At 62.6% G+C, this 17,021-nt stretch carries 15 protein-coding genes, 1 tRNA gene and 2 pseudogenes; 10 read left to right on the top strand and 8 right to left on the bottom strand.

Annotated features, from left to right (window positions below; all coding sequences use genetic code 11):
- The first annotated feature begins 67 nt into the window (after positions 1 to 67).
- A complete protein-coding gene (locus FQ746_RS19040; RefSeq protein WP_144111190.1) occupies positions 68 to 1,084 on the top strand; it encodes a cupin-like domain-containing protein in 1,017 nt (338 codons plus the stop codon).
- Between the two features lie 142 nt (positions 1,085 to 1,226).
- Here FQ746_RS19040 and FQ746_RS35235 read toward each other — a convergent pair.
- The 3 genes and pseudogenes from FQ746_RS35235 to FQ746_RS19020 form a co-directional block, all read right to left on the bottom strand.
- Positions 1,227 to 2,783: pseudogene (locus FQ746_RS35235) on the bottom strand (collagen-like triple helix repeat-containing protein); the annotation flags it as partial.
- A 363-nt stretch (positions 2,784 to 3,146) separates the two neighbouring features.
- A pseudogene (locus tag FQ746_RS35600) lies at positions 3,147 to 3,416 on the bottom strand (hypothetical protein); the annotation flags it as partial.
- A gap of 258 nt (positions 3,417 to 3,674) precedes the next feature.
- Entirely contained in the window at positions 3,675 to 4,796 is a 1,122-nt protein-coding gene (locus tag FQ746_RS19020; RefSeq protein WP_144111499.1) for an MFS transporter, read from the bottom strand.
- Positions 4,797 to 5,070: 274 nt separating this feature from the next.
- Between FQ746_RS19020 and FQ746_RS19015 the strand changes: the two genes are divergently transcribed.
- From FQ746_RS19015 to FQ746_RS19005, 3 genes are all read left to right on the top strand, one after another.
- Positions 5,071 to 5,733 carry a HugZ family protein gene (locus tag FQ746_RS19015; protein ID WP_144111189.1) on the top strand — a complete coding sequence of 221 codons (663 nt, stop codon included), beginning with the start codon at positions 5,071 to 5,073 and terminating at the stop codon, positions 5,731 to 5,733.
- Positions 5,734 to 6,129: 396 nt separating this feature from the next.
- Positions 6,130 to 6,432 (top strand): H-NS family nucleoid-associated regulatory protein, encoded by a 303-nt coding sequence (locus FQ746_RS19010; RefSeq protein ID WP_144111188.1) that lies wholly within the window; start codon positions 6,130 to 6,132, stop codon positions 6,430 to 6,432.
- 284 nt (positions 6,433 to 6,716) lie between these two features.
- Complete coding sequence (locus FQ746_RS19005) at positions 6,717 to 7,928, top strand: cation diffusion facilitator family transporter (RefSeq protein ID WP_144111187.1); 1,212 nt, start codon at positions 6,717 to 6,719, stop codon at positions 7,926 to 7,928.
- 33 nt (positions 7,929 to 7,961) lie between these two features.
- Here FQ746_RS19005 and FQ746_RS19000 read toward each other — a convergent pair whose 3' ends face one another.
- From FQ746_RS19000 to FQ746_RS18990, 3 genes are all read right to left on the bottom strand, one after another.
- On the bottom strand, positions 7,962 to 8,420 hold the full coding sequence (locus FQ746_RS19000; protein ID WP_012431468.1) for an Lrp/AsnC family transcriptional regulator: 459 nt from the start codon (positions 8,418 to 8,420) through the stop codon (positions 7,962 to 7,964).
- A gap of 90 nt (positions 8,421 to 8,510) precedes the next feature.
- Positions 8,511 to 9,152 carry an exonuclease gene (locus FQ746_RS18995; RefSeq protein WP_144111186.1) on the bottom strand — a complete coding sequence of 214 codons (642 nt, stop codon included), beginning with the start codon at positions 9,150 to 9,152 and terminating at the stop codon, positions 8,511 to 8,513.
- Positions 9,149 to 9,793 carry an MBL fold metallo-hydrolase gene (locus FQ746_RS18990; protein ID WP_144111185.1) on the bottom strand — a complete coding sequence of 215 codons (645 nt, stop codon included), beginning with the start codon at positions 9,791 to 9,793 and terminating at the stop codon, positions 9,149 to 9,151. Before FQ746_RS18990 ends, FQ746_RS18995 begins: the two co-directional genes overlap by 4 nt.
- A gap of 649 nt (positions 9,794 to 10,442) precedes the next feature.
- On the opposite strand from FQ746_RS18990, the gene FQ746_RS18985 reads away from it, so the two are divergent.
- On the top strand, positions 10,443 to 11,078 hold the full coding sequence (locus tag FQ746_RS18985) for a septal ring lytic transglycosylase RlpA family protein (protein WP_144111184.1): 636 nt from the start codon (positions 10,443 to 10,445) through the stop codon (positions 11,076 to 11,078).
- Between the two features lie 85 nt (positions 11,079 to 11,163).
- On the opposite strand, the gene rsmI is transcribed toward FQ746_RS18985, so the two are convergent.
- The gene (rsmI, locus tag FQ746_RS18980) at positions 11,164 to 12,042 is read right to left on the bottom strand and encodes a 16S rRNA (cytidine(1402)-2'-O)-methyltransferase (protein ID WP_144111183.1); all 879 of its coding nucleotides are present in this window, start codon (positions 12,040 to 12,042) and stop codon (positions 11,164 to 11,166) included.
- A gap of 55 nt (positions 12,043 to 12,097) precedes the next feature.
- On the opposite strand from rsmI, the gene FQ746_RS18975 reads away from it, so the two are divergent.
- From FQ746_RS18975 to FQ746_RS18955, 5 genes are all read left to right on the top strand, one after another.
- Positions 12,098 to 12,640: a YraN family protein gene (locus FQ746_RS18975; protein ID WP_409932411.1), complete on the top strand. Its 543-nt coding sequence runs from the start codon at positions 12,098 to 12,100 to the stop codon at positions 12,638 to 12,640.
- 157 nt (positions 12,641 to 12,797) lie between these two features.
- On the top strand, positions 12,798 to 13,385 hold the full coding sequence (locus tag FQ746_RS18970) for a phosphoheptose isomerase (protein WP_144111182.1): 588 nt from the start codon (positions 12,798 to 12,800) through the stop codon (positions 13,383 to 13,385).
- Positions 13,386 to 13,411: 26 nt separating this feature from the next.
- Positions 13,412 to 14,203, top strand: coding sequence for a BON domain-containing protein (locus FQ746_RS18965; RefSeq protein WP_144111181.1), 792 nt, complete (start codon positions 13,412 to 13,414; stop codon positions 14,201 to 14,203).
- The gene (locus FQ746_RS18960; protein ID WP_144111180.1) at positions 14,200 to 14,547 is read left to right on the top strand and encodes a c-type cytochrome; all 348 of its coding nucleotides are present in this window, start codon (positions 14,200 to 14,202) and stop codon (positions 14,545 to 14,547) included. The genes FQ746_RS18965 and FQ746_RS18960 overlap by 4 nt, the downstream gene beginning before the upstream one ends.
- 92 nt (positions 14,548 to 14,639) lie before the next feature.
- Positions 14,640 to 14,715, top strand: a tRNA-Ala gene (locus tag FQ746_RS18955).
- Between the two features lie 179 nt (positions 14,716 to 14,894).
- Here the strand turns inward: FQ746_RS18955 and FQ746_RS18950 are convergent.
- A complete protein-coding gene (locus tag FQ746_RS18950; protein ID WP_144111179.1) occupies positions 14,895 to 16,805 on the bottom strand; it encodes a collagen-like triple helix repeat-containing protein in 1,911 nt (636 codons plus the stop codon).
- Between the last annotated feature and the right edge of the window lie 216 nt (positions 16,806 to 17,021).

The raw sequence follows: 17,021 nt of genomic DNA, 5'->3' as shown, positions 1-17,021 counted from the left end.
GCGTGCAGCGAGGCCGGGTTGCACGCGCGAGCCGATGTGTCGAAGAACACCTATGGGGGAGAACATCATGACCACGACAATCCGTTCAATCGATGACGGCTGGCGCCGCTGGATTGCCGAAAATCTGCTGCTCGACGCGCCGCCGCCGGCTTTGCATGGCGCGCTCGTCGGACATGGTTTCGATACCGTCGAAGCCACGCGTGAAATCGAAGCCGTGCTCGCGAGTCCGTATTTTCATGGCGCCACGCGCTTGCGCAATCGTTTGCGCAAGCGCGAGTGGATCCTGTCCGTGTATGGCACGCTGAACCGTATGCGCGCGACGGGTGGTGAGATCGAGCGGCGCGAACGGTTATCGCGCGACGAATTCTTCGAGCAGTATTACTTCCAGAACCGGCCGGTGATCATTACCGGCGCGTTCGATTTCTGGCCGGCGCGCACGCAATGGAGTTTCGAGTACTTTCGCGAGCGTTGCGGCGACTGCCAGGTGGAAGTGCAGTTCGGCCGCGATTCGGACGCGAACTATGAGATCAATCAGCCGAAGCACAAGCGCATGATGCGCTTCGCCGATTACGTCGATCTCGTCGCGCAAAGCGGGTCGACGAACGACTTCTACATGACGGCCAACAACACTTCGCATAATCGCTCGGCGCTGGCCGAGTTATGGGCCGATGCGCCGACGATCGGCGAGTATCTCGACGGCAGTTCGCCCGATACCGGGTTCTTCTGGATGGGACCGGCAGGAACGAAGACACCGTTTCATCACGATCTGACCAATAACTTCATGGCGCAGGTGATCGGTCGCAAGCGGATCAAGCTCGTGCCGCTCTCCGACACGCCGCATATGGCGAACAACCTGCATTGTTATTCGGAGGTGGATGGCAGCGCGATCGATTACGCGCGCTTTCCTTCGATGGAGAATGCGCAACTGGTGGAATGCACGCTTGCGCCGGGCGAGTTGCTGTTTCTGCCGATAGGTTGGTGGCATTACGTCGAAGGACTGGATGCGTCGGTGACGATGACGTTCACTAACTTCCTCGAGCGTAATGACTTTTCATCGAATTACGCTACGTATCATGAGTTGTGATGGGGGTGGGGTAGTGGTTGAGGGCGCTTACTTCTTCGGATAAAAAAACGGCGAACCGGTTTGACCCGGTTCGCCGTTGCTCCCTTTTCGGCGCTTATTCCTCGCGCCGTTTTTATTGCCTGCTGTTCTCCTACTTCTCCTTCTACTTCTTCGATGCGAGGCCGTTGAGGCCGCCGAGCAGACCGCCTGTGGTCGTGCCGACCGTGTTCAACGTCGTGGTCAGCGTGCCGGTGACGGTGGTCAACAGACCGGTGACCGGTGCGATGGGGTTGCTGGTGCCACCCGATGCGCTGGTTGCTGCGGTGTTGAGCGTGCCCGTCAGCGAGCCGGTAACCGTGGTGACCGCCGATGTGACCGGTGCGAGCGGATTGCCGCTGCTGGCTGCGCCGGTCAGACTGCCGGTGACAGTGGTGAGCAGACCGGTGACCGGAGCCAGCGGGCTGCTGGTACCGCCGACGCTACCGAGGCTGCCTGTCACCGTGGTGAGCAGTCCAGTAACCGGAGCCAGCGGATTGCTGCCGCCGCTCAGGCCACCGCTTAACGTCGCAGGCAGCGAGGTGAGCAGACCAGTCACCGGAGCCAGCGGATTGCTGCCGCCGCTCAGGCCACCGCTTAACGTCGCAGGCAGCGAGGTGAGCAGACCCGTGACCGGAGCCAGCGGATTGCTGCCGCCGCTCAAGGCACCCGTCAACGTCGCAGGCAACGAGGTCAGCAGGCTCGTGACCGGAGCGAGCGGATTGCTGCCGCCGCTCAGACCACCACTCAAGGTACCGGGCAACGACGTCAGGATGCTGGTCAGCGGAGCCAGCGGATTGCTACCGCCGGCAAGCCCACCCGTCAGCGTCGCAGGCAGCGATGAGAGCAGACCCGTCAACGGAGCGAGCGGATTGCTGCTGCTAGCACTTCCCGACGTGAGCAGCCCACCTGCCGATGCGACCGTATCGCCAAGCTTCGTCACCACGTTGCCGAGGTTCTGACCGATCGGGTTGCCCGTGGCCGAGCTGATCGCTGAACCTGCTGTCCCGAGACCGCCGCCGAGTTGCGAGAGCAGACCGTTCAGCGGTGCGCCGAGACCCGTGGTGTCGCCGATGGTTTGCGTCGTCTGCGCCACCGTGCTCGTGATTGGCGTGATCGCGGTGCTGAGGGTTTGCGTGACCTGCTGGATCGGACCGTTGGTCAGTTGCGACGTGAGTTGCGTGCCGATTCCGCTGACGGTATTGCCGAGCGTGGAAACCACACCACCGAGCGGCGTCGTGAGCGGCGCAAGCGGGGCAGTCGGACCGCTACCCAGACTCGTCACGAGTTGACCTGCGCTGTTGACGGCCTGACCCGCGTCATAGACGAGGTTGCCGCTGCTCGCGAGCGTGGTGCCGAGCGGATCGGTGGAGTTGCCAAGCTGGCCGAGGCCGTTGGCGAGACCGGTACCGACAGCGGTGACGCCGTTGCCGAGATTGGAGACGACACCGCCCAGCGAGGTCGTGGTCGCGGGGTTCGCGCCCGGAATCGGTGTGAGGCCAATCTGGCTGCCAATCGCGGAGACGGTCTGTCCGGTCGCGGTGACGACGTTGCCACCGTTCTGCACGACTATGCCGATGGGGTTGGCGCTAGTGGGCGTGGGCGTTGGAGTCGGAGTCGGCGTCGGCGTAGGAGTCGGCGTGGGCGTCGGCGTAGGCGTAGGCGTAGGCGTAGGCGTGGGCGTAGGAGTCGGTGTAGGAGTCGGCGTCGGCGTCGGCGTCGGCGTAGGAGTCGGAGTCGGAGTGGGCGTCGGAGTCGGAGTCGGAGTCGGTGTGGGCGTCGGCGTCGGAGTCGGCGTCGGTGTGGGCGTCGGCGTCGGCGTCGGAGTCGGAGTCGGCGTCGGTGTGGGCGTCGGCGTCGGAGTCGGCGTCGGTGTGGGCGTCGGCGTCGGCGTCGGAGTCGGAGTCGGAGTCGGAGTCGGAGTCGGCGTCGGTGTGGGCGTCGGCGTCGGAGTCGGCGTCGGTGTGGGCGTCGGCGTCGGCGTCGGAGTCGGAGTCGGAGTCGGCGTCGGTGTGGGCGTCGGCGTCGGCGTCGGCGTCGGCGTCGGCGTCGGCGTCGGAGTCGGAGTCGGAGTCGGAGTCGGAGTCGGAGTCGGAGTCGGAGTCGGAGTCGGAGTGGGCGTCGGCGTCGGCGTCGGCGTCGGCGTAGCACCACCTCCCCCACCGCCCGTACCCGTACCACCACCCGCACCGCTACCTGCGCCGCTGCCCGAGCCGCTCGGCAGGCCTGGCGAATTCAGTGTGCTTCCGCACCCGGTCAATGCGATCATCGACGACACGCATAAGGCGATCGCCGAGAGTTTGAAATTCTGATTCATGATGTGCTCCCCCGTAAATTGATAATGGCCGGGGAGCTAACTGCAAGGCCTATGCCATTTTGATCTGGCGTCGAATCAGCGCATAAAATATCTTATAAATCATGTGGTTACGATTAACCAAAAATCGCCGTCCACGCATGTTCAAGCCCCATGTGGCTCGGAACACCACAGTGCGCGAAGCGTGCGTAACGTAACGTAAGACGACCGTATTTCGGCCGGCCCCATTATCCGCAAACGTAGCGCGTATGCGCTTTCGCATCAGATCTTCAAACGCCGCAGAACCTTCGGCCCGGCCACAGCCAGCAACGCCGCACACAAGGCGACCACCGACAGCCCGATTGGCAACGTCGTCACCTGCGCCACCGAGCCGATCAGCACCGGCCCGAGCAGCAATCCGAAGTACGCGAGACCCGCGACATGAGCCAACCCCTGCGCCGCGTGGATCCCCTTGACGTTCGCCGCCGCCGCGAACAGCACCGGCATCATGTTGGCGAGGCCGAGACCCATCAGCGTGAAGCCGATCAACGCGACCACGGGATACGGCAGCAGTAGCGCACAGACCATCCCGCCGCAAGCGAGTGTCGCGCTCGCCATCACCAGTTGCGGTGCGCCGAAGCGGGCGCGCACTGCATCGCCGGCGAACCGCGCTGCCGCCATACCGCCAGAGAACGCAGCGTACGCAGCACTCGCCAGTGCCGGTGTCGCCAGCACGACGTCGCGCATATAGACCGTCGCCCAGTCGTACATGGCGCCCTCGGCGATCAGCGCGACCAGCGCCATGGCACCGAGCGCCCACAGCGCCGGCGAGCGCCACCGGTTAGCGCGCGGCGTGGCGGCGTCGGGGTGATCGGCGTGGGCGACGTGCGGCAGGACCGAGCGGCTGGCGGCGATCAACACCAGCGCACTCAGCGCGGCAGCGAGTGCGAGGTGAACGGCCGGCGCCATACCACCCGACAACAACGCGCCGCCGACCGCCGCCCCGGCCATCCCGCCCAGACTGAACATGCCATGCAGCGACGACATGATCGGCCTGCCGAGCAACTGTTCGACCGCACTGGCTTCGGCATTCATCGCGACATCGAGCGTCGCCATGCCGGCGCCGAAAAAGAACAGCACGATCAGCAGCATCCAGAACGCCGGCACGATCAGGATCAACGTCGCGCATACGGCCATGGCCAGGCCGCCGGCCAGACAGGCGCGACGCGAGCCGGCTCGCGCGATCCACGTGGCATTGGTGACCATCGCGGCGATCGAACCGCCGGCCACGGCGAACAGCGCGAACGACAGCATGCCCGGGCTCAGATGGAACCGGTCGCGCACGGTCGGCACATGAACGCCCCATGACGCGTACATCATCCCGGCTATAAAGAAGATCGCCATGCTGGCGAGGCGGGCGCGCCGTCGGCTGGTCGACGAAAGGTCGCGGTGGGCGGCGGGGAGGGTGGCGATTTCGGGCAAGAATGTCTCTTGAAGAGGCAGCGCGCGCGTGAGAATCGCGGCGCAGACGTGTTTTAAGCCAATTGAAAGCGAGTCGACGATTCTATCGAACCATGCTGCCTTATGCTTGCAAGCTTGCCGCCAGCCGTGCAGCAGCCCGCTCGTTCGGGTGGCTCCGGTTGTCGGGCGGCGTCGCTCAACCATCCAGGAGCCTCAATTGAACATCCCCGCTCATGCTCCGCTGCATCTGCTGCACTCGGCAGCGTTCGGCACGCTGGCCACGCACGCGCGACAGCCGCACGGTTTCCCCTATCCGACCGTGCTGCCGTTCGCGCCGGATCCGCAGCATCGCCCGATGATTCTCGTCAGCCGCCTGGCCGAGCACACCCACAATCTGCACGCCGATTCGCGCGCCGGCTTTCTCGTCGTCGACGCGCCCGACGGCGACGTGTTGAACGGTCAGCGCGTCACCTTGCTAGGCAGTTTCGAACCGGTCGAGTCGAGCCCGGCGTTGGTCCACCGCTATCTGCGCTATCACCCCGACGCGCAGCGCTATCTCGTTCTCGGCGACTTCACGTTCTGGACGATGCGCCTGGAGCGTCTGCGCTACATCGGCGGGTTCGGCGCAATGGGATGGCTCGACGGCGCCGAACTCGATGCATTGCCGCCGCTCGGTTTCGAAGAAGAACGCGCGCTGCTGGAACGCCATGTCGATAAGGCGGCGCTTCCCAAAGGACTGGAAGTCCTCGGCGTCGACCGCTACGGCGTCGATCTGAAACGCGGTGGCTTGAGAATCCGTTTTGCATTCGATGAAGCGCAACCGGAAAACGAAACCTTGCATGCGGCGCTCGAGGATTGCATCGAACGCTACGCCGATTAGGTATTTATTGCTGTATCGGCGGAAACACACTATCGCATTAAAGCGGTTGCCTCCTTATCCGCAATGGGTAGTTGTGTTTCAGCCATCAAGTTCTCATGCCGTGAAATGTTTTAACGATATTCTCATCTTAATTTTCATTTTTTGATAATAAACCGTTTCATTACTGCATCGACCTGCGCTTTTTCAGCCGTTTGGAATTAATCCCGATGAAAGAAATAGGCGTCTGGCCGGGCATTCCGGAAATTTCCTGAAATGAAACGGGATTAATTTGACGGCGTTCCTTTTGTAGTCTTTCTAATTTGTGTTAATCTCGCCTTCAATTTCTGATGCAGCTGCACTTTCAAACGGCAAGCTAGCTTCAGACTGGCAGCCATTATGCAAACCACAAGGGAAACTATGTCGTCATACAAGGAACTACTCGCGCAACGCGAGAAGCTGGAAAAGCAGATCGAAGAAGCCAAGTCCCGCGAATACGCTGAAGTGCTGAACGAAATCAAGCAGAAAATGGCCGACTACGGCATTACGCTGGCGGAACTCGGCGGTGGCCGTGCACCGAAGGGCGCTAAAGCCGCTCGTCCGCGCGCAGGCGTCGCACCCAAGTATCGCGATCCGGATAGCGGCAGCACGTGGTCGGGCCGTGGCAAGCCGCCGCGCTGGATCGCCGGCCTCGACCGCGACAGCTTCCTGATCGACAAGTAATCGGCCCGCTTCCGGTCGAGGCGTCACGCGCTCGCGCGACAACCTCGCGCGACAACATTCGCCGCGCATCGAACGTCAGTCGAAAAACCGCGTACCGTCAGGTCGCGGTTTTTTATTGCCCATGAAAAAGACGTAGTTTTGTCGCATCTTCATTGTGTAATTGGAATACGAATACATTTCGTTTAGATAAGCGGATGATTTAAAAGGATTTTTTTGGAATATTCCAAAGCCTTGTGCGGTGGCCCCGGTAGAATACGGGATTGAACTTTTCCGCGAAATTCCCTATGTCTTCTGCCGCCGCACTCCAGTCCGCCGAGAAACATCGCGTTGCGCGCCAGAGTACGTTCGTCAGTATCGTGCTCAATACTGTTTTGATGTTTCTGCAAATCGGGATAGGACTTTTCGCGCATTCGCAGGCTCTTGTTGCGGACGGCGTCCATTCGCTGGCCGATCTCGTATCCGATTTTGTGGTACTCGTCGCCAATCGGCACAGCGGCGCGAAGCCCGACGCGGATCACAATTACGGCCATAGCCGTTATGAAACAGTCGCTTCATTATTTTTAGGCGCGCTTCTGATTGCGGTTGGTGTCGGTATGTTGTGGCGGGCGGGAATCCGGCTTGCCGATCTTCAAAGTATTCCGCCAGTCCATTTGAGCGCGCTGTTTGTCGCCGTGCTCGTTCTGATTTCTAAAGAAAGTCTGTTCCGGTACATGCTGCGCGGCGCGCAACGCGTGCGTTCCGCGCTGTTGATCGCCAATGCATGGCATGCGCGTTCCGATGCGGCGTCGTCGCTGGTGGTGGCGCTGGGTATCGTCGGGAGTCTCGCGGGCGTGCGGCTGCTCGACCCGATCGCCGCAGCCATCGTCGGTTTCATGGTCGCCCGCATGGGTTGGACCTTCGGTTGGGACGCGTTGCAGGATCTGTCGGATCGCGCGCTCGACGACGCAACCGCGGCCGACGTACGCACGCTTCTACTGGCGACGCCGGGCGTGCGCGACGTGCACGAAATGCGCACCCGCAAGACCGGCGATTTCGCGTTGGTCGACGCGCACATCCTGGTCGATCCGCGTATCTCGGTTTCGGAGGGACACTACATCGCCGAGGCGGCGCGCTTGCGGGTCATGACCGACAGCCGCGTGATCGACGCGCTCATTCATGTCGATCCCGAGAACGACCTGGTGGCGCAACCGCCGGTCGATCTACCCGGCCGCGAACGGGTGCTGGAAGAGGTCGATGCGGCGCTTGCTCCGACCGGCCTGAAGGCGATGGCGGTGGACATTCATTATCTGAGCACGGGTCTCGACGTGGAGGTGGTGCTGCCCGCGACGGATGGCCACACGCTGAGGAGTCTGGATGTAGCCGCGCTCAAGCGTCGTCTGGGCGCGCATCGTATCGATTGGCGGCAGGCGGTCGAGCTCGTCCCGACAGTGGATACTACGCGGGCCGCGCCACAGGAAGATCACGCAACGACGACTAGCAAAGCCGGCCCAGCCTGAACCGACGCCCCCGCTTTTGCATCACGCGAACCATCACAACGGCAATTGTGTATCGAACTTGATTTCGCGCAGCACGACGCTCGTACGCACTTGTGCAACGGCGGGAATCTTGAAGATGCGCTCGTGGAGAAAACTGTCGTACGCCTTGATGTCCGGCGCGACGATCTTGAGGATGTAATCCGATTCGCCGGTCGTGCTGTAGCACTCGGTCACCTCCGGGCAGGTGGCGATTTCCCGTTCGAACTGTTCGACTCCGCCTTCGGTGTGGCGCGTGAGATGGATATGCGCCAGTGCGCACACATGCAGCCCCAGCTTTTCCCGATCGAGCAGCGCCGTGTAGCGCTGAATCACGCCCGACTGTTCCATGTCCTTGATGCGTCGCCAGCACGGCGTACTCGACAAGCCGACCTGGTCGGAAATTTCCTGAACGGAACGGCGTGCGTCGAGCTGCAGCAGGCGCAGGATTTTTTGAGAGAACGTATCGAGTGTCAACTGCGCCTCCGTTTGCGTCGCCGTATCAACGCATGGTAGAGGGGCCGAAAACGAAACGCAATGTAAAACGGCTTCGCGGAGGTAGATTGCCTACTTTGTTGGTTTCTGAGTAGTGTTTTGTCCTGTGAGGTCGCGCTCCGTCTCACTAGCCGATCGTGCGGTTTCGTTGACGGCCTGCATTGCGCGCAGATCTTTCAGCATGTTGCAGAACAGCGCGCCCTGTTCGATCGCGTCGTCCAGGGCGACATGGGTATGCGGGTGCTCGTCGAACCAGTGCTTCGGAAAGCGCGGCTTGATGTTCTTGCGATACGGCAAGCCGGTCATCGCGAAGGCGAGCGTCTTGATATCGAGCGCCGACCACGAGAACGGACAGCGCCCGACGAAACGCATCATGTACCAGAACATGTAGGTGAAGTCGAAGCCGGCCGGCATCGCGACGAACACCGGTTTGCCGGGCAGCGCTTCGACCCAGTCGACGTAAGCGGTCAACGCGGCCTGCGGCGCTTGCAGATCTTTGCGGCACGCTTCCCATGCTTCGGGCTGCGTTTTCCACCAGGCTTCCTGCACCGGATGCGCGCTGGCGCCGTCGAGCAATTCGAGGTTCGCCGAAAACGTCGCGATGAGCTGCTTGTCTTCCGTATAGGCGGCCGAGGCGAAACTCAGCATCGAATGCGGGCCGGGAATCGGGCCATCGGCTTCGACGTCGGTACTGACGAAAATTTCGCTGCTCATGCCTCGACTCCATCTGCGACGTAGGGATTGCTGCGGCGCTCGGCGCCGAACGTGGAAGTCGGCCCGTGACCCGGAACGAAGGTGACGTCGTCGCCGAGCGGCCAGAGTTTTTCGCGGATCGAGCGCACCAGATCCGCGTGATTGCCGCGCGGGAAATCCGTGCGGCCGATGGAGCCGGCGAACAGCACGTCGCCGACCAGCGCAAGCCGGTGCGCGCGGCTGAAGAACACCACGTGGCCCGGCGTATGGCCCGGGCAATGGTAAGCCTCGAGCGTCTCGTCGCCGAACTGCACGTGCTCGCCGTCGTGCAGCCAGCGGTCGGGCTCGAAAGCTTCAGCAGCGGGAAAGCCGAAACGCGTGCTCTGGTCCGGCAGTTTGTCGAGCCAGAAACGTTCGTCCGGATGTGGGCCTTCGATCGGCACGCCGTAGTGAGTGGCGAGCGCTTTCGCGCCCGCGCAGTGATCGACGTGACCGTGGGTCAGGAAAATCTTTTCCACCGTGACGTTCTGACGGGCCACTTCACCTTGAATGATGTCGAGATCGCCGCCGGGATCGACGAGCGCCGCGCGTCCGGTGGCCTCGCAAACGAGCAGCGAACTGTTCTGCTGAAACGGCGTGACGGGGATCAAAGTGACTTTCATGGATGGGGGCGCCGCAGGAAAAACGTTGATTGTACCGGCGTCCTTCGAAGCTTCGTGGAGCCCCTCGGAAGGGCTTCCTGACGGGACTACACGAGGATTACCCCCGGTCGAAATTTGGAGAAAAGTGAAAAATCATCAAGGTTTTCATGGCCTTGTCATCCTGAAAATTAGTTTTGGGTATAATGCGACCACGCACAAGGTATCGTGCTGCCACACGACGGTGCGTCCCTAACACCAAAAGGGATCGCGGATCGTCATTCAAGTATGGGCTGCTGGAGTTGTCGGCAGCCATCAGGTATCGAAGCTTTCGATGCACACGTCTTGCCCAGCCAGGCGCCACGCGCCTGCTACGGACTTAACTGCCGTGACGCTGGGTGGGGCCTACGCCGCCGTTCCTGTTCGCTGAGTTTTTCGCGCGCAAGAACGTGTTTGCCACGTTCGATGGCGGCATGTGGGGTCTGGTCAGGCTGCCGGGGACAGGTTGCGCCAGACGTGAAAATTAACCGTGCGGTAGCGGCTATGTAAGTCGCGTCCGGGCTTTGACGTACTGCGCCTATTAGCGCGGCGCGTTGTCGTCCCTTGCCGCCGGAGTCGCAGGCAACACGCTCAACTTACGCGTGATGCGGCTCGACAATGTGATTGCACGTCTATGAAAACTCGGTTATCCCGTGGTCTGGGGACTCTTTTTGCCTTTTTTGCGCTGGCTGGTTGCGCAACGCCTCCGGGCGGTAGCGACACCTCCGCAAGCGGCGTGCCGCTCAGCACAAAAAACGCGCAAGCGGGCTCCTTCGGGCCACAGGCTTTCGGTAGCGCGCCAGCTTCCGGCGCGGCATCGAAGGCAACCGGCCAGGCATCGTCCGTCGATGCCAACGCTTCGCCGCTGGGCAACGCTCAGCCTTTGACCGACGATCCTTCGACGGTTTCGGACTTCGAGCAAACCGGTCGCGCCTCGTGGTACGGCCGCGGCTTCCACGGCCGGCGCACCGCCAACGGCGAGCGCTTCGACATGCACGCGCTGACCGCCGCGCATCGCACGCTGCCGCTCGGCTCGTACGTGCGCGTGACGAACCCAGCCACGTCGCGCTCGGTGGTGGTGCGGATCAACGATCGGGGTCCTTATGCTCGTGGTCGGGTGATCGACCTGTCGATGGCTGCTGCCAATGCGCTTGACATGCGCCATTCCGGCACGGCTCGGGTCAAGATCGAAGGATTGTCACAGCAGGAAGCGCGCGCCGCGCGTAACGAGATGCTGGCGTCGAACTCGGGTTCGACCGCCGAGAAGTAAGGCTGATGTAGGGCGGGCTCGATGCCCGCCTTTTTTATTCCGCGTTCCCGCAGATCGGCCCGGTGCCTTCAAAGCCACTGCGGTCTTACTCTTCTTCCTGCTTGAGCGCCAATGCGCGCGTGTAGAGCGTATTGCGCGACGTACCGGTGATAGCCGCCGCGACTTTGGCCGCGCTGCTCACCGTCAACTCTTCCAGCAGAATCGCCAGCAGAGCGTCGTGATCGTTTTCACCGACGGCTTCCGGCTGCGCGCCTTCCACGACCAGCACGAACTCGCCGCGTTGCCGGTTGGCATCTGCTGCGAGCCACGTTGGCCCTTCGGCCAGGGTGCAACCGTGCAGCGCTTCATGTAACTTTGTCAGCTCCCGCGCGATCAGCAGCTTGCGCTCGCCACCGAACGTATCGGCGAGCGCCTGCACGGTGTCGACGATCCGGTGCGGCGCTTCGTAGAACACCATCGCATGCGGATGCCGCACGAGCGTCTGCAGCGTGCTGGCGCGTGCCTTGGCTTTTGGCGGCAGAAATCCGAGGAACGAGAAGGTCGCGACCCAATCGCCCGCGGCGCTCAACGCAGTAGCGAGTGCGCTTGCGCCCGGCAGCGGGATGACCGGGAAGCCCGCTTCGCGTACTGCGTCGACGAGTTTCGCGCCAGGGTCCGAGATGCCGGGCGTGCCGGCGTCCGATACATAGGCCACGCGCTCGCCTGCTTGCAGATGCTCGATCAGACGCAGCGCTGCGGCGCGCTCGTTGTGTTGATGCACGGCAATCAGCGGCTTCGAGATGCCGTAGCGCGCGAGCAGCTGGCCGGTGTTGCGGGTGTCTTCGGCGGCGATGCGGTCCACGAGTCCGAGCACATGCAGCGCGCGCAGGGTGACGTCGGCGACGTTGCCGATCGGCGTGGCCACCACATACAGCGCGGCAACGGGATATTGCTGCCCTTGCGCGAGTTCGGAGAGAGGAGTCATGAGGCAGAAGACGCTAACGGAAGGAGCCGACGAAACCGGCGGAACGAGCCCGCCATTGTGCCACGCAGCGGTTGCCGCTTCGGCTGGCGGACGAGGGCAGGGCAAGCGTGGTTTGGCAATGCCGCCGCGAATTTCTCCGGAGGTGGCGAGTAACCGTTCGTCTGCCGATCGGCGAGCGGCTTCTACTGCTAGCAATGCGAGTCCGCTCGCGTCGCACAACTTTTCAGGATCGACTGGGTCGAAGCTCGTCGGCGCTGCTTTCGAGAAGCGCGCGCAGGAATTTTTGCAGCGGCAACGGCTGTGCTTCGTCGCGCGCAACGTGGTGTGCCGGGGCGGCGAGATCGATCTCGTGATGCGCGACCGTGATGGCGCGCTGGTCTTCGTCGAAGTTCGCGCGCGTGCGCAGCGTCGTTACGGCGGCGCGGCGGCGAGCATCGGCTGGCAGAAGCGACAGCGGATCGTGCGTGCCGCGCGTCACTATCTGGCGACGCGTTGCCAGCATTTGCGCGACGAGCCCGCGTGCCGTTTCGACGTGATCGCGTTCGAGGCCGGACGGCTCGTCTGGCTGCGCGATGCGTTCCGTTCCGACGAAGTCTGAGGCGCGGCGCGGAGAAGCCGGCCGAGTGCGATAAACTTGCGCTCGCGTCTGCGTCACGGGGTAACGCCGATCGAACGGTGTGTCGCGCAGCCTTGCAATACGACTTCACAACACGACCGCGCGCAGCGGTCCATTCGCGGTAGAAGATAGAGACTCGATGTCAGTCGAACGCATTCAACAACACTTCCGCGATAGCGCGGCAGTCAAACTCGAAGCCCTCGAAACACTGTCGATGCCGATTGCCGCTGCGATCGACACGATGTTCGGCGCGCTGGCCAACGGCAATCGCATTCTGGCTTGCGGTAACGGCGGCTCGGCGGCCGACGCGCAACATTTCGCGGCGGAACTGATCGGCCGGTTCGAACGCGAGCGTCCCGGTTTGCCCGCGATTGCGCTGACTACCGATACATCCGTGCTGAGCGCGATTGCCAACGACTACGCGTTCGAGCAGATTTTCTCGCGTCAGGTGTGGGCGCTCGGCCAACCTGGTGACGTGTTGCTGGCGATTACCACGTCTGGCAATTCCGCGAACGTGCTGGCCGCGATCGAAGCCGCGCACGAGCGCGAGATGATCGTGATCGCGCTGACCGGCAAGGGCGGCGGACGCATGCAGGACGTGTTGAGCGACACCGATATTCACGTGTGCGTCCCATCCGATCGCACTGCGCGGATTCAGGAAGTGCATTTGCTGACCATCCATTGTCTGTGCGACGGCATCGATGCCATGTTGCTGGGCGAAGACTGATACCGATTCCGAAGGAGAGCTAGTTGATGAGCGTATTCCGCGTCAAGAAGACACTGGTCAGGACCGTGCTGGTGGTGAGTTTTGCGGCGGGTTTGTCCGCTACGTTGCAAGGTTGCTTTCTGGCCGTTGCGGGCGCGGCGGGCGGCAGCGCTCTGGTGGCGACCGACCGGCGCACGCTCGGCGCGCAGACCGAAGATCGCGAGTTGCAGGTGAAGGCGCTCTCGCAGATCAGCCAGAATTTGCCGGATGCGGCGCATGTGAACGTGGCGGTGTTCAATCGTCGCGTGCTGCTGACTGGCGAGGTGCCGGGGGATGTGTCGAAGCAGCGTGCGGAGACGATCGTGCGCGGGTTGAATAACGTGAACACGATCGTCAATGAATTGACGATTGCGCCGGCCAGTTCGTTTTCTTCGCGGACCAACGATACGTATCTCGAGACGCGCGTGAAGACGGCGCTGATCGCCGAGAAGAATATTTCGGCGAACAACTTCAAGGTCGTGGCCGAGCGCGGATCGGTGTATCTGATGGGGCTCGTCACGATGGATGAAGGCAATCGCGGCGCGGATGTCGCGAGCCGGGTGCCGGGTGTCGCGCAGGTGGTTAAGGTCTTCCAATATATTCAGCCGCAGGAAGCGGCGGCCGCTGCGACTGCGGCCAGTACGCCGGTGACGACGGCGCAACCGGATGCTGCTGAGCCGACGGTAGGGGCGATTCCAGATTCGTCGGTGAGTTCGCGGCCGTTGGATCAGCAGAGCCCGGCGCCGGTGAGTAATTCGAACTCGGTGCATCCGGGGAATCCGAAGGCGACGTCGCCATGAGGGTGGGGGTTTGGGGTTTTGCCTTTGGTGTTGTTCTGGTGGTCGGGGCGGTCGCAGGTACCGATGCGTTTGCTGCTGATGCGCCGCGTGGGCAGAGTATTGCTAATGGCAATGCCTGTATGGGGTGTCATGCGGTGGATCGGAAGCTGGTTGGGCCTTCGTTTCAACAGATCGCTGCTAAGTACAAAGGGGATCCGCAGGCTGAGGCCAAGTTGGTCCGGAAGGTTAAGGAGGGCGGGGCTGGGGTGTGGGGGATGATTCCTATGCCCGCCCATCAGTCTATGAGCGATGCGGATGTTCGGACTGTGGTGGAGTGGGTTTTGGCTGGGGCGCCGGGTAGGTAGGTTGGTGTATTTCAGTGGGAATTTTGGGAGCGGGGTTGGGCGGCGGGGCTTGGCAATGGGGGAATTGCCTGTGCTAGAATCGTTCGGACGTTGGGGGGGTAGCTCAGCTGGGAGAGCGTCGCGTTCGCAATGCGAAGGTCGGGAGTTCGATCCTCCTCCTCTCCACCAAAGTCCACGCAAAAAACCCGGACTACGTCTCTCGACGTAGTCCGGGTTTTTTATTTCTGCGCCCCAAAGCAACACCCGAAAAAAACGGCGAACCGGTTTGACCCGGTTCGCCGTTACTCCCTTTTCGGCGCTTATTCCTCGCGCCGTTTTTATTGCCTGCTGTTCTTCTCCTTCTACTTTTACTTCTTCGATGCGAGGCCGTTGAGGCCGCCGAGCAGACCGCCTGTGGTCGTGCCGACCGTGTTCAACGTCGTGGTCAGCGTGCCGGTGACGGTGGTCAGCAAACCGGTGACCGGTGCGATGGGGTTGCTGGTGCCGCCCGATGCGCTGGTTGCTGCGGTGTTGAGTGTGCCCGTCAGCGAGCCGGTAACCGTGGTGACCGCCGATGTGACCGGTGCGAGCGGGTTGCCGCTGCTGGCTGCGCCAGTGAGGCTGCCGGTGACGGTGGTCAGCAGACCGGTGACCGGAGCCAGCGGGCTGCTGGTACCGCCGACGCTACCGAGGCTGCCTGTCACCGTGGTGAGCAGACCCGTGACCGGAGCCAGCGGATTGCCGCCGCCGCTCAGGCCACCGCTTAACGTCGCAGGCAGCGAGGTGAGCAGACCAGTCACCGGAGCCAGCGGATTGCTGCCGCCGCTCAGGCCACCGCTTAACGTCGCAGGCAGCGAGGTGAGCAGTCCAGTAACCGGAGCAAGTGGATTGCTGCCGCTGCTCAAGGCACCCGTCAACGTCGCAGGCAACGAGGTCAGCAGGCTCGTGACCGGAGCGAGCGGATTGCTGCCGCCGCTCAGACCACCACTCAAGGTACCGGGCAACGACGTCAGGATGCTGGTCAGCGGAGCCAGCGGATTGCTACCGCCGGCAAGCCCACCCGTCAGCGTCGCAGGCAGCGATGAGAGCAGACCCGTCAACGGAGCGAGCGGATTGCTGCTGCTAGCACTTCCCGACGTGAGCAGCCCACCTGCCGATGCGACCGTATCGCCAAGCTTCGTCACCACGTTGCCGAGGTTCTGACCGATCGGGTTGCCCGTGGCCGAGCTGATCGCTGAACCTGCTGTCCCGAGACCGCCGCCGAGTTGCGAGAGCAGACCGTTCAGCGGTGCGCCGAGACCCGTGGTGTCGCCGATGGTTTGCGTCGTCTGCGCCACCGTGCTCGTGATTGGCGTGATCGCGGTGCTGAGGGTTTGCGTGACCTGCTGGATCGGACCGTTGGTCAGTTGCGACGTGAGTTGCGTGCCGATTCCGCTGACGGTATTGCCGAGCGTGGAAACCACACCACCGAGCGGCGTCGTGAGCGGCGCAAGCGGGGCGGTCGGACCGCTACCCAGACTCGTCACGAGTTGACCTGCGCTGTTGACGGCCTGACCCGCGTCATAGACGAGGTTGCCGCTGCTCGCGAGCGTGGTGCCGAGCGGATCGGTGGAGTTGCCAAGCTGGCCGAGGCCGTTGGCGAGACCGGTACCGACAGCGGTGACGCCGTTGCCGAGATTGGAGACGACACCGCCCAGCGAGGTCGTGGTCGCGGGGTTCGCGCCCGGAATCGGTGTGAGGCCGATCTGGCTGCCGATCGCGGAGACGGTCTGTCCGGTCGCGGTGACGACGTTGCCACCGTTCTGCACGACTATGCCGATGGGGTTGGCGCTAGTGGGCGTGGGCGTCGGCGTGGGCGTGGGCGTCGGGGTCGGGGTCGGAGTCGGCGTCGGCGTCGGCGTAGGCGTAGGCGTAGGCGTAGGCGTAGGCGTCGGAGTGGGCGTAGGCGTCGGAGTGGGCGTAGGCGTCGGAGTGGGCGTAGGCGTCGGAGTGGGCGTCGGAGTCGGCGTAGGCGTAGGCGTCGGAGTTGGCGTCGGAGTGGGCGTCGGCGTCGGAGTTGGCGTCGGCGTCGGAGTCGGCGTGGGAGTCGGCGTAGGCGTAGCCCCACTCCCCCCACCAGCCCCACTACCACCACCTGCACCCCCACCCGCACCGCTGCCCCCACCAGCCCCGGCCCCACTTGAAACATTAGGCGTCGTCAGGGTACTACCGCAGCCTGTAAGAATAATCATCGACGATACGCACATAGCGATCGCGGAAAGTTTGAAATTGCGATTCATGATTTGCTCCCCCGTAAATTGATAATGGCCGAGGAGCTAACTGCAAGTGTCATGCCATTTTCATTCCTACGTCCTCCATAAGAAAATAACAGCGAAAAATCAAACAGTTAGAGAAAAATCTAAAACAAGAAACCCCAGAAACCATCCCGACGTGTTTCGGAACACCCCCGCGCGCCCCGCACTTGTAACGTAACGTAAGCGCCGCGCCCAACCAGC

Origin of the sequence: Paraburkholderia sp. BCC1886, assembly GCF_900996245.1 — a bacterium.
In the GTDB taxonomy this organism is placed as follows: Bacteria; Pseudomonadota; Gammaproteobacteria; order Burkholderiales; family Burkholderiaceae; genus Paraburkholderia.
Note: the sequence above shows the minus strand (reverse complement) of the source record. Positions and strands in the feature narration are given on the sequence as shown.

Bases quoted from the DNA above. Each gene is read 5' to 3' on its own strand.
- FQ746_RS18950 (WP_144111179.1), bottom strand. From the start codon at position 16,805: ATGAATCGCAATTTCAAACTTTCCGCGATCGCTATGTGCGTATCGTCG.
- FQ746_RS18985 (WP_144111184.1), top strand. From the start codon at position 10,443: ATGAAAACTCGGTTATCCCGTGGTCTGGGGACTCTTTTTGCCTTTTTT.
- FQ746_RS18965 (WP_144111181.1), top strand. From the start codon at position 13,412: ATGAGCGTATTCCGCGTCAAGAAGACACTGGTCAGGACCGTGCTGGTG.
- rsmI (WP_144111183.1), bottom strand. From the start codon at position 12,042: ATGACTCCTCTCTCCGAACTCGCGCAAGGGCAGCAATATCCCGTTGCC.
- FQ746_RS18960 (WP_144111180.1), top strand. From the start codon at position 14,200: ATGAGGGTGGGGGTTTGGGGTTTTGCCTTTGGTGTTGTTCTGGTGGTC.
- FQ746_RS19020 (WP_144111499.1), bottom strand. From the start codon at position 4,796: ATGGCGATCTTCTTTATAGCCGGGATGATGTACGCGTCATGGGGCGTT.
- FQ746_RS18990 (WP_144111185.1), bottom strand. From the start codon at position 9,793: ATGAAAGTCACTTTGATCCCCGTCACGCCGTTTCAGCAGAACAGTTCG.
- FQ746_RS18970 (WP_144111182.1), top strand. From the start codon at position 12,798: ATGTCAGTCGAACGCATTCAACAACACTTCCGCGATAGCGCGGCAGTC.
- FQ746_RS19040 (WP_144111190.1), top strand. From the start codon at position 68: ATGACCACGACAATCCGTTCAATCGATGACGGCTGGCGCCGCTGGATT.
- FQ746_RS18995 (WP_144111186.1), bottom strand. From the start codon at position 9,152: ATGAGCAGCGAAATTTTCGTCAGTACCGACGTCGAAGCCGATGGCCCG.
- FQ746_RS19005 (WP_144111187.1), top strand. From the start codon at position 6,717: ATGTCTTCTGCCGCCGCACTCCAGTCCGCCGAGAAACATCGCGTTGCG.
- FQ746_RS19010 (WP_144111188.1), top strand. From the start codon at position 6,130: ATGTCGTCATACAAGGAACTACTCGCGCAACGCGAGAAGCTGGAAAAG.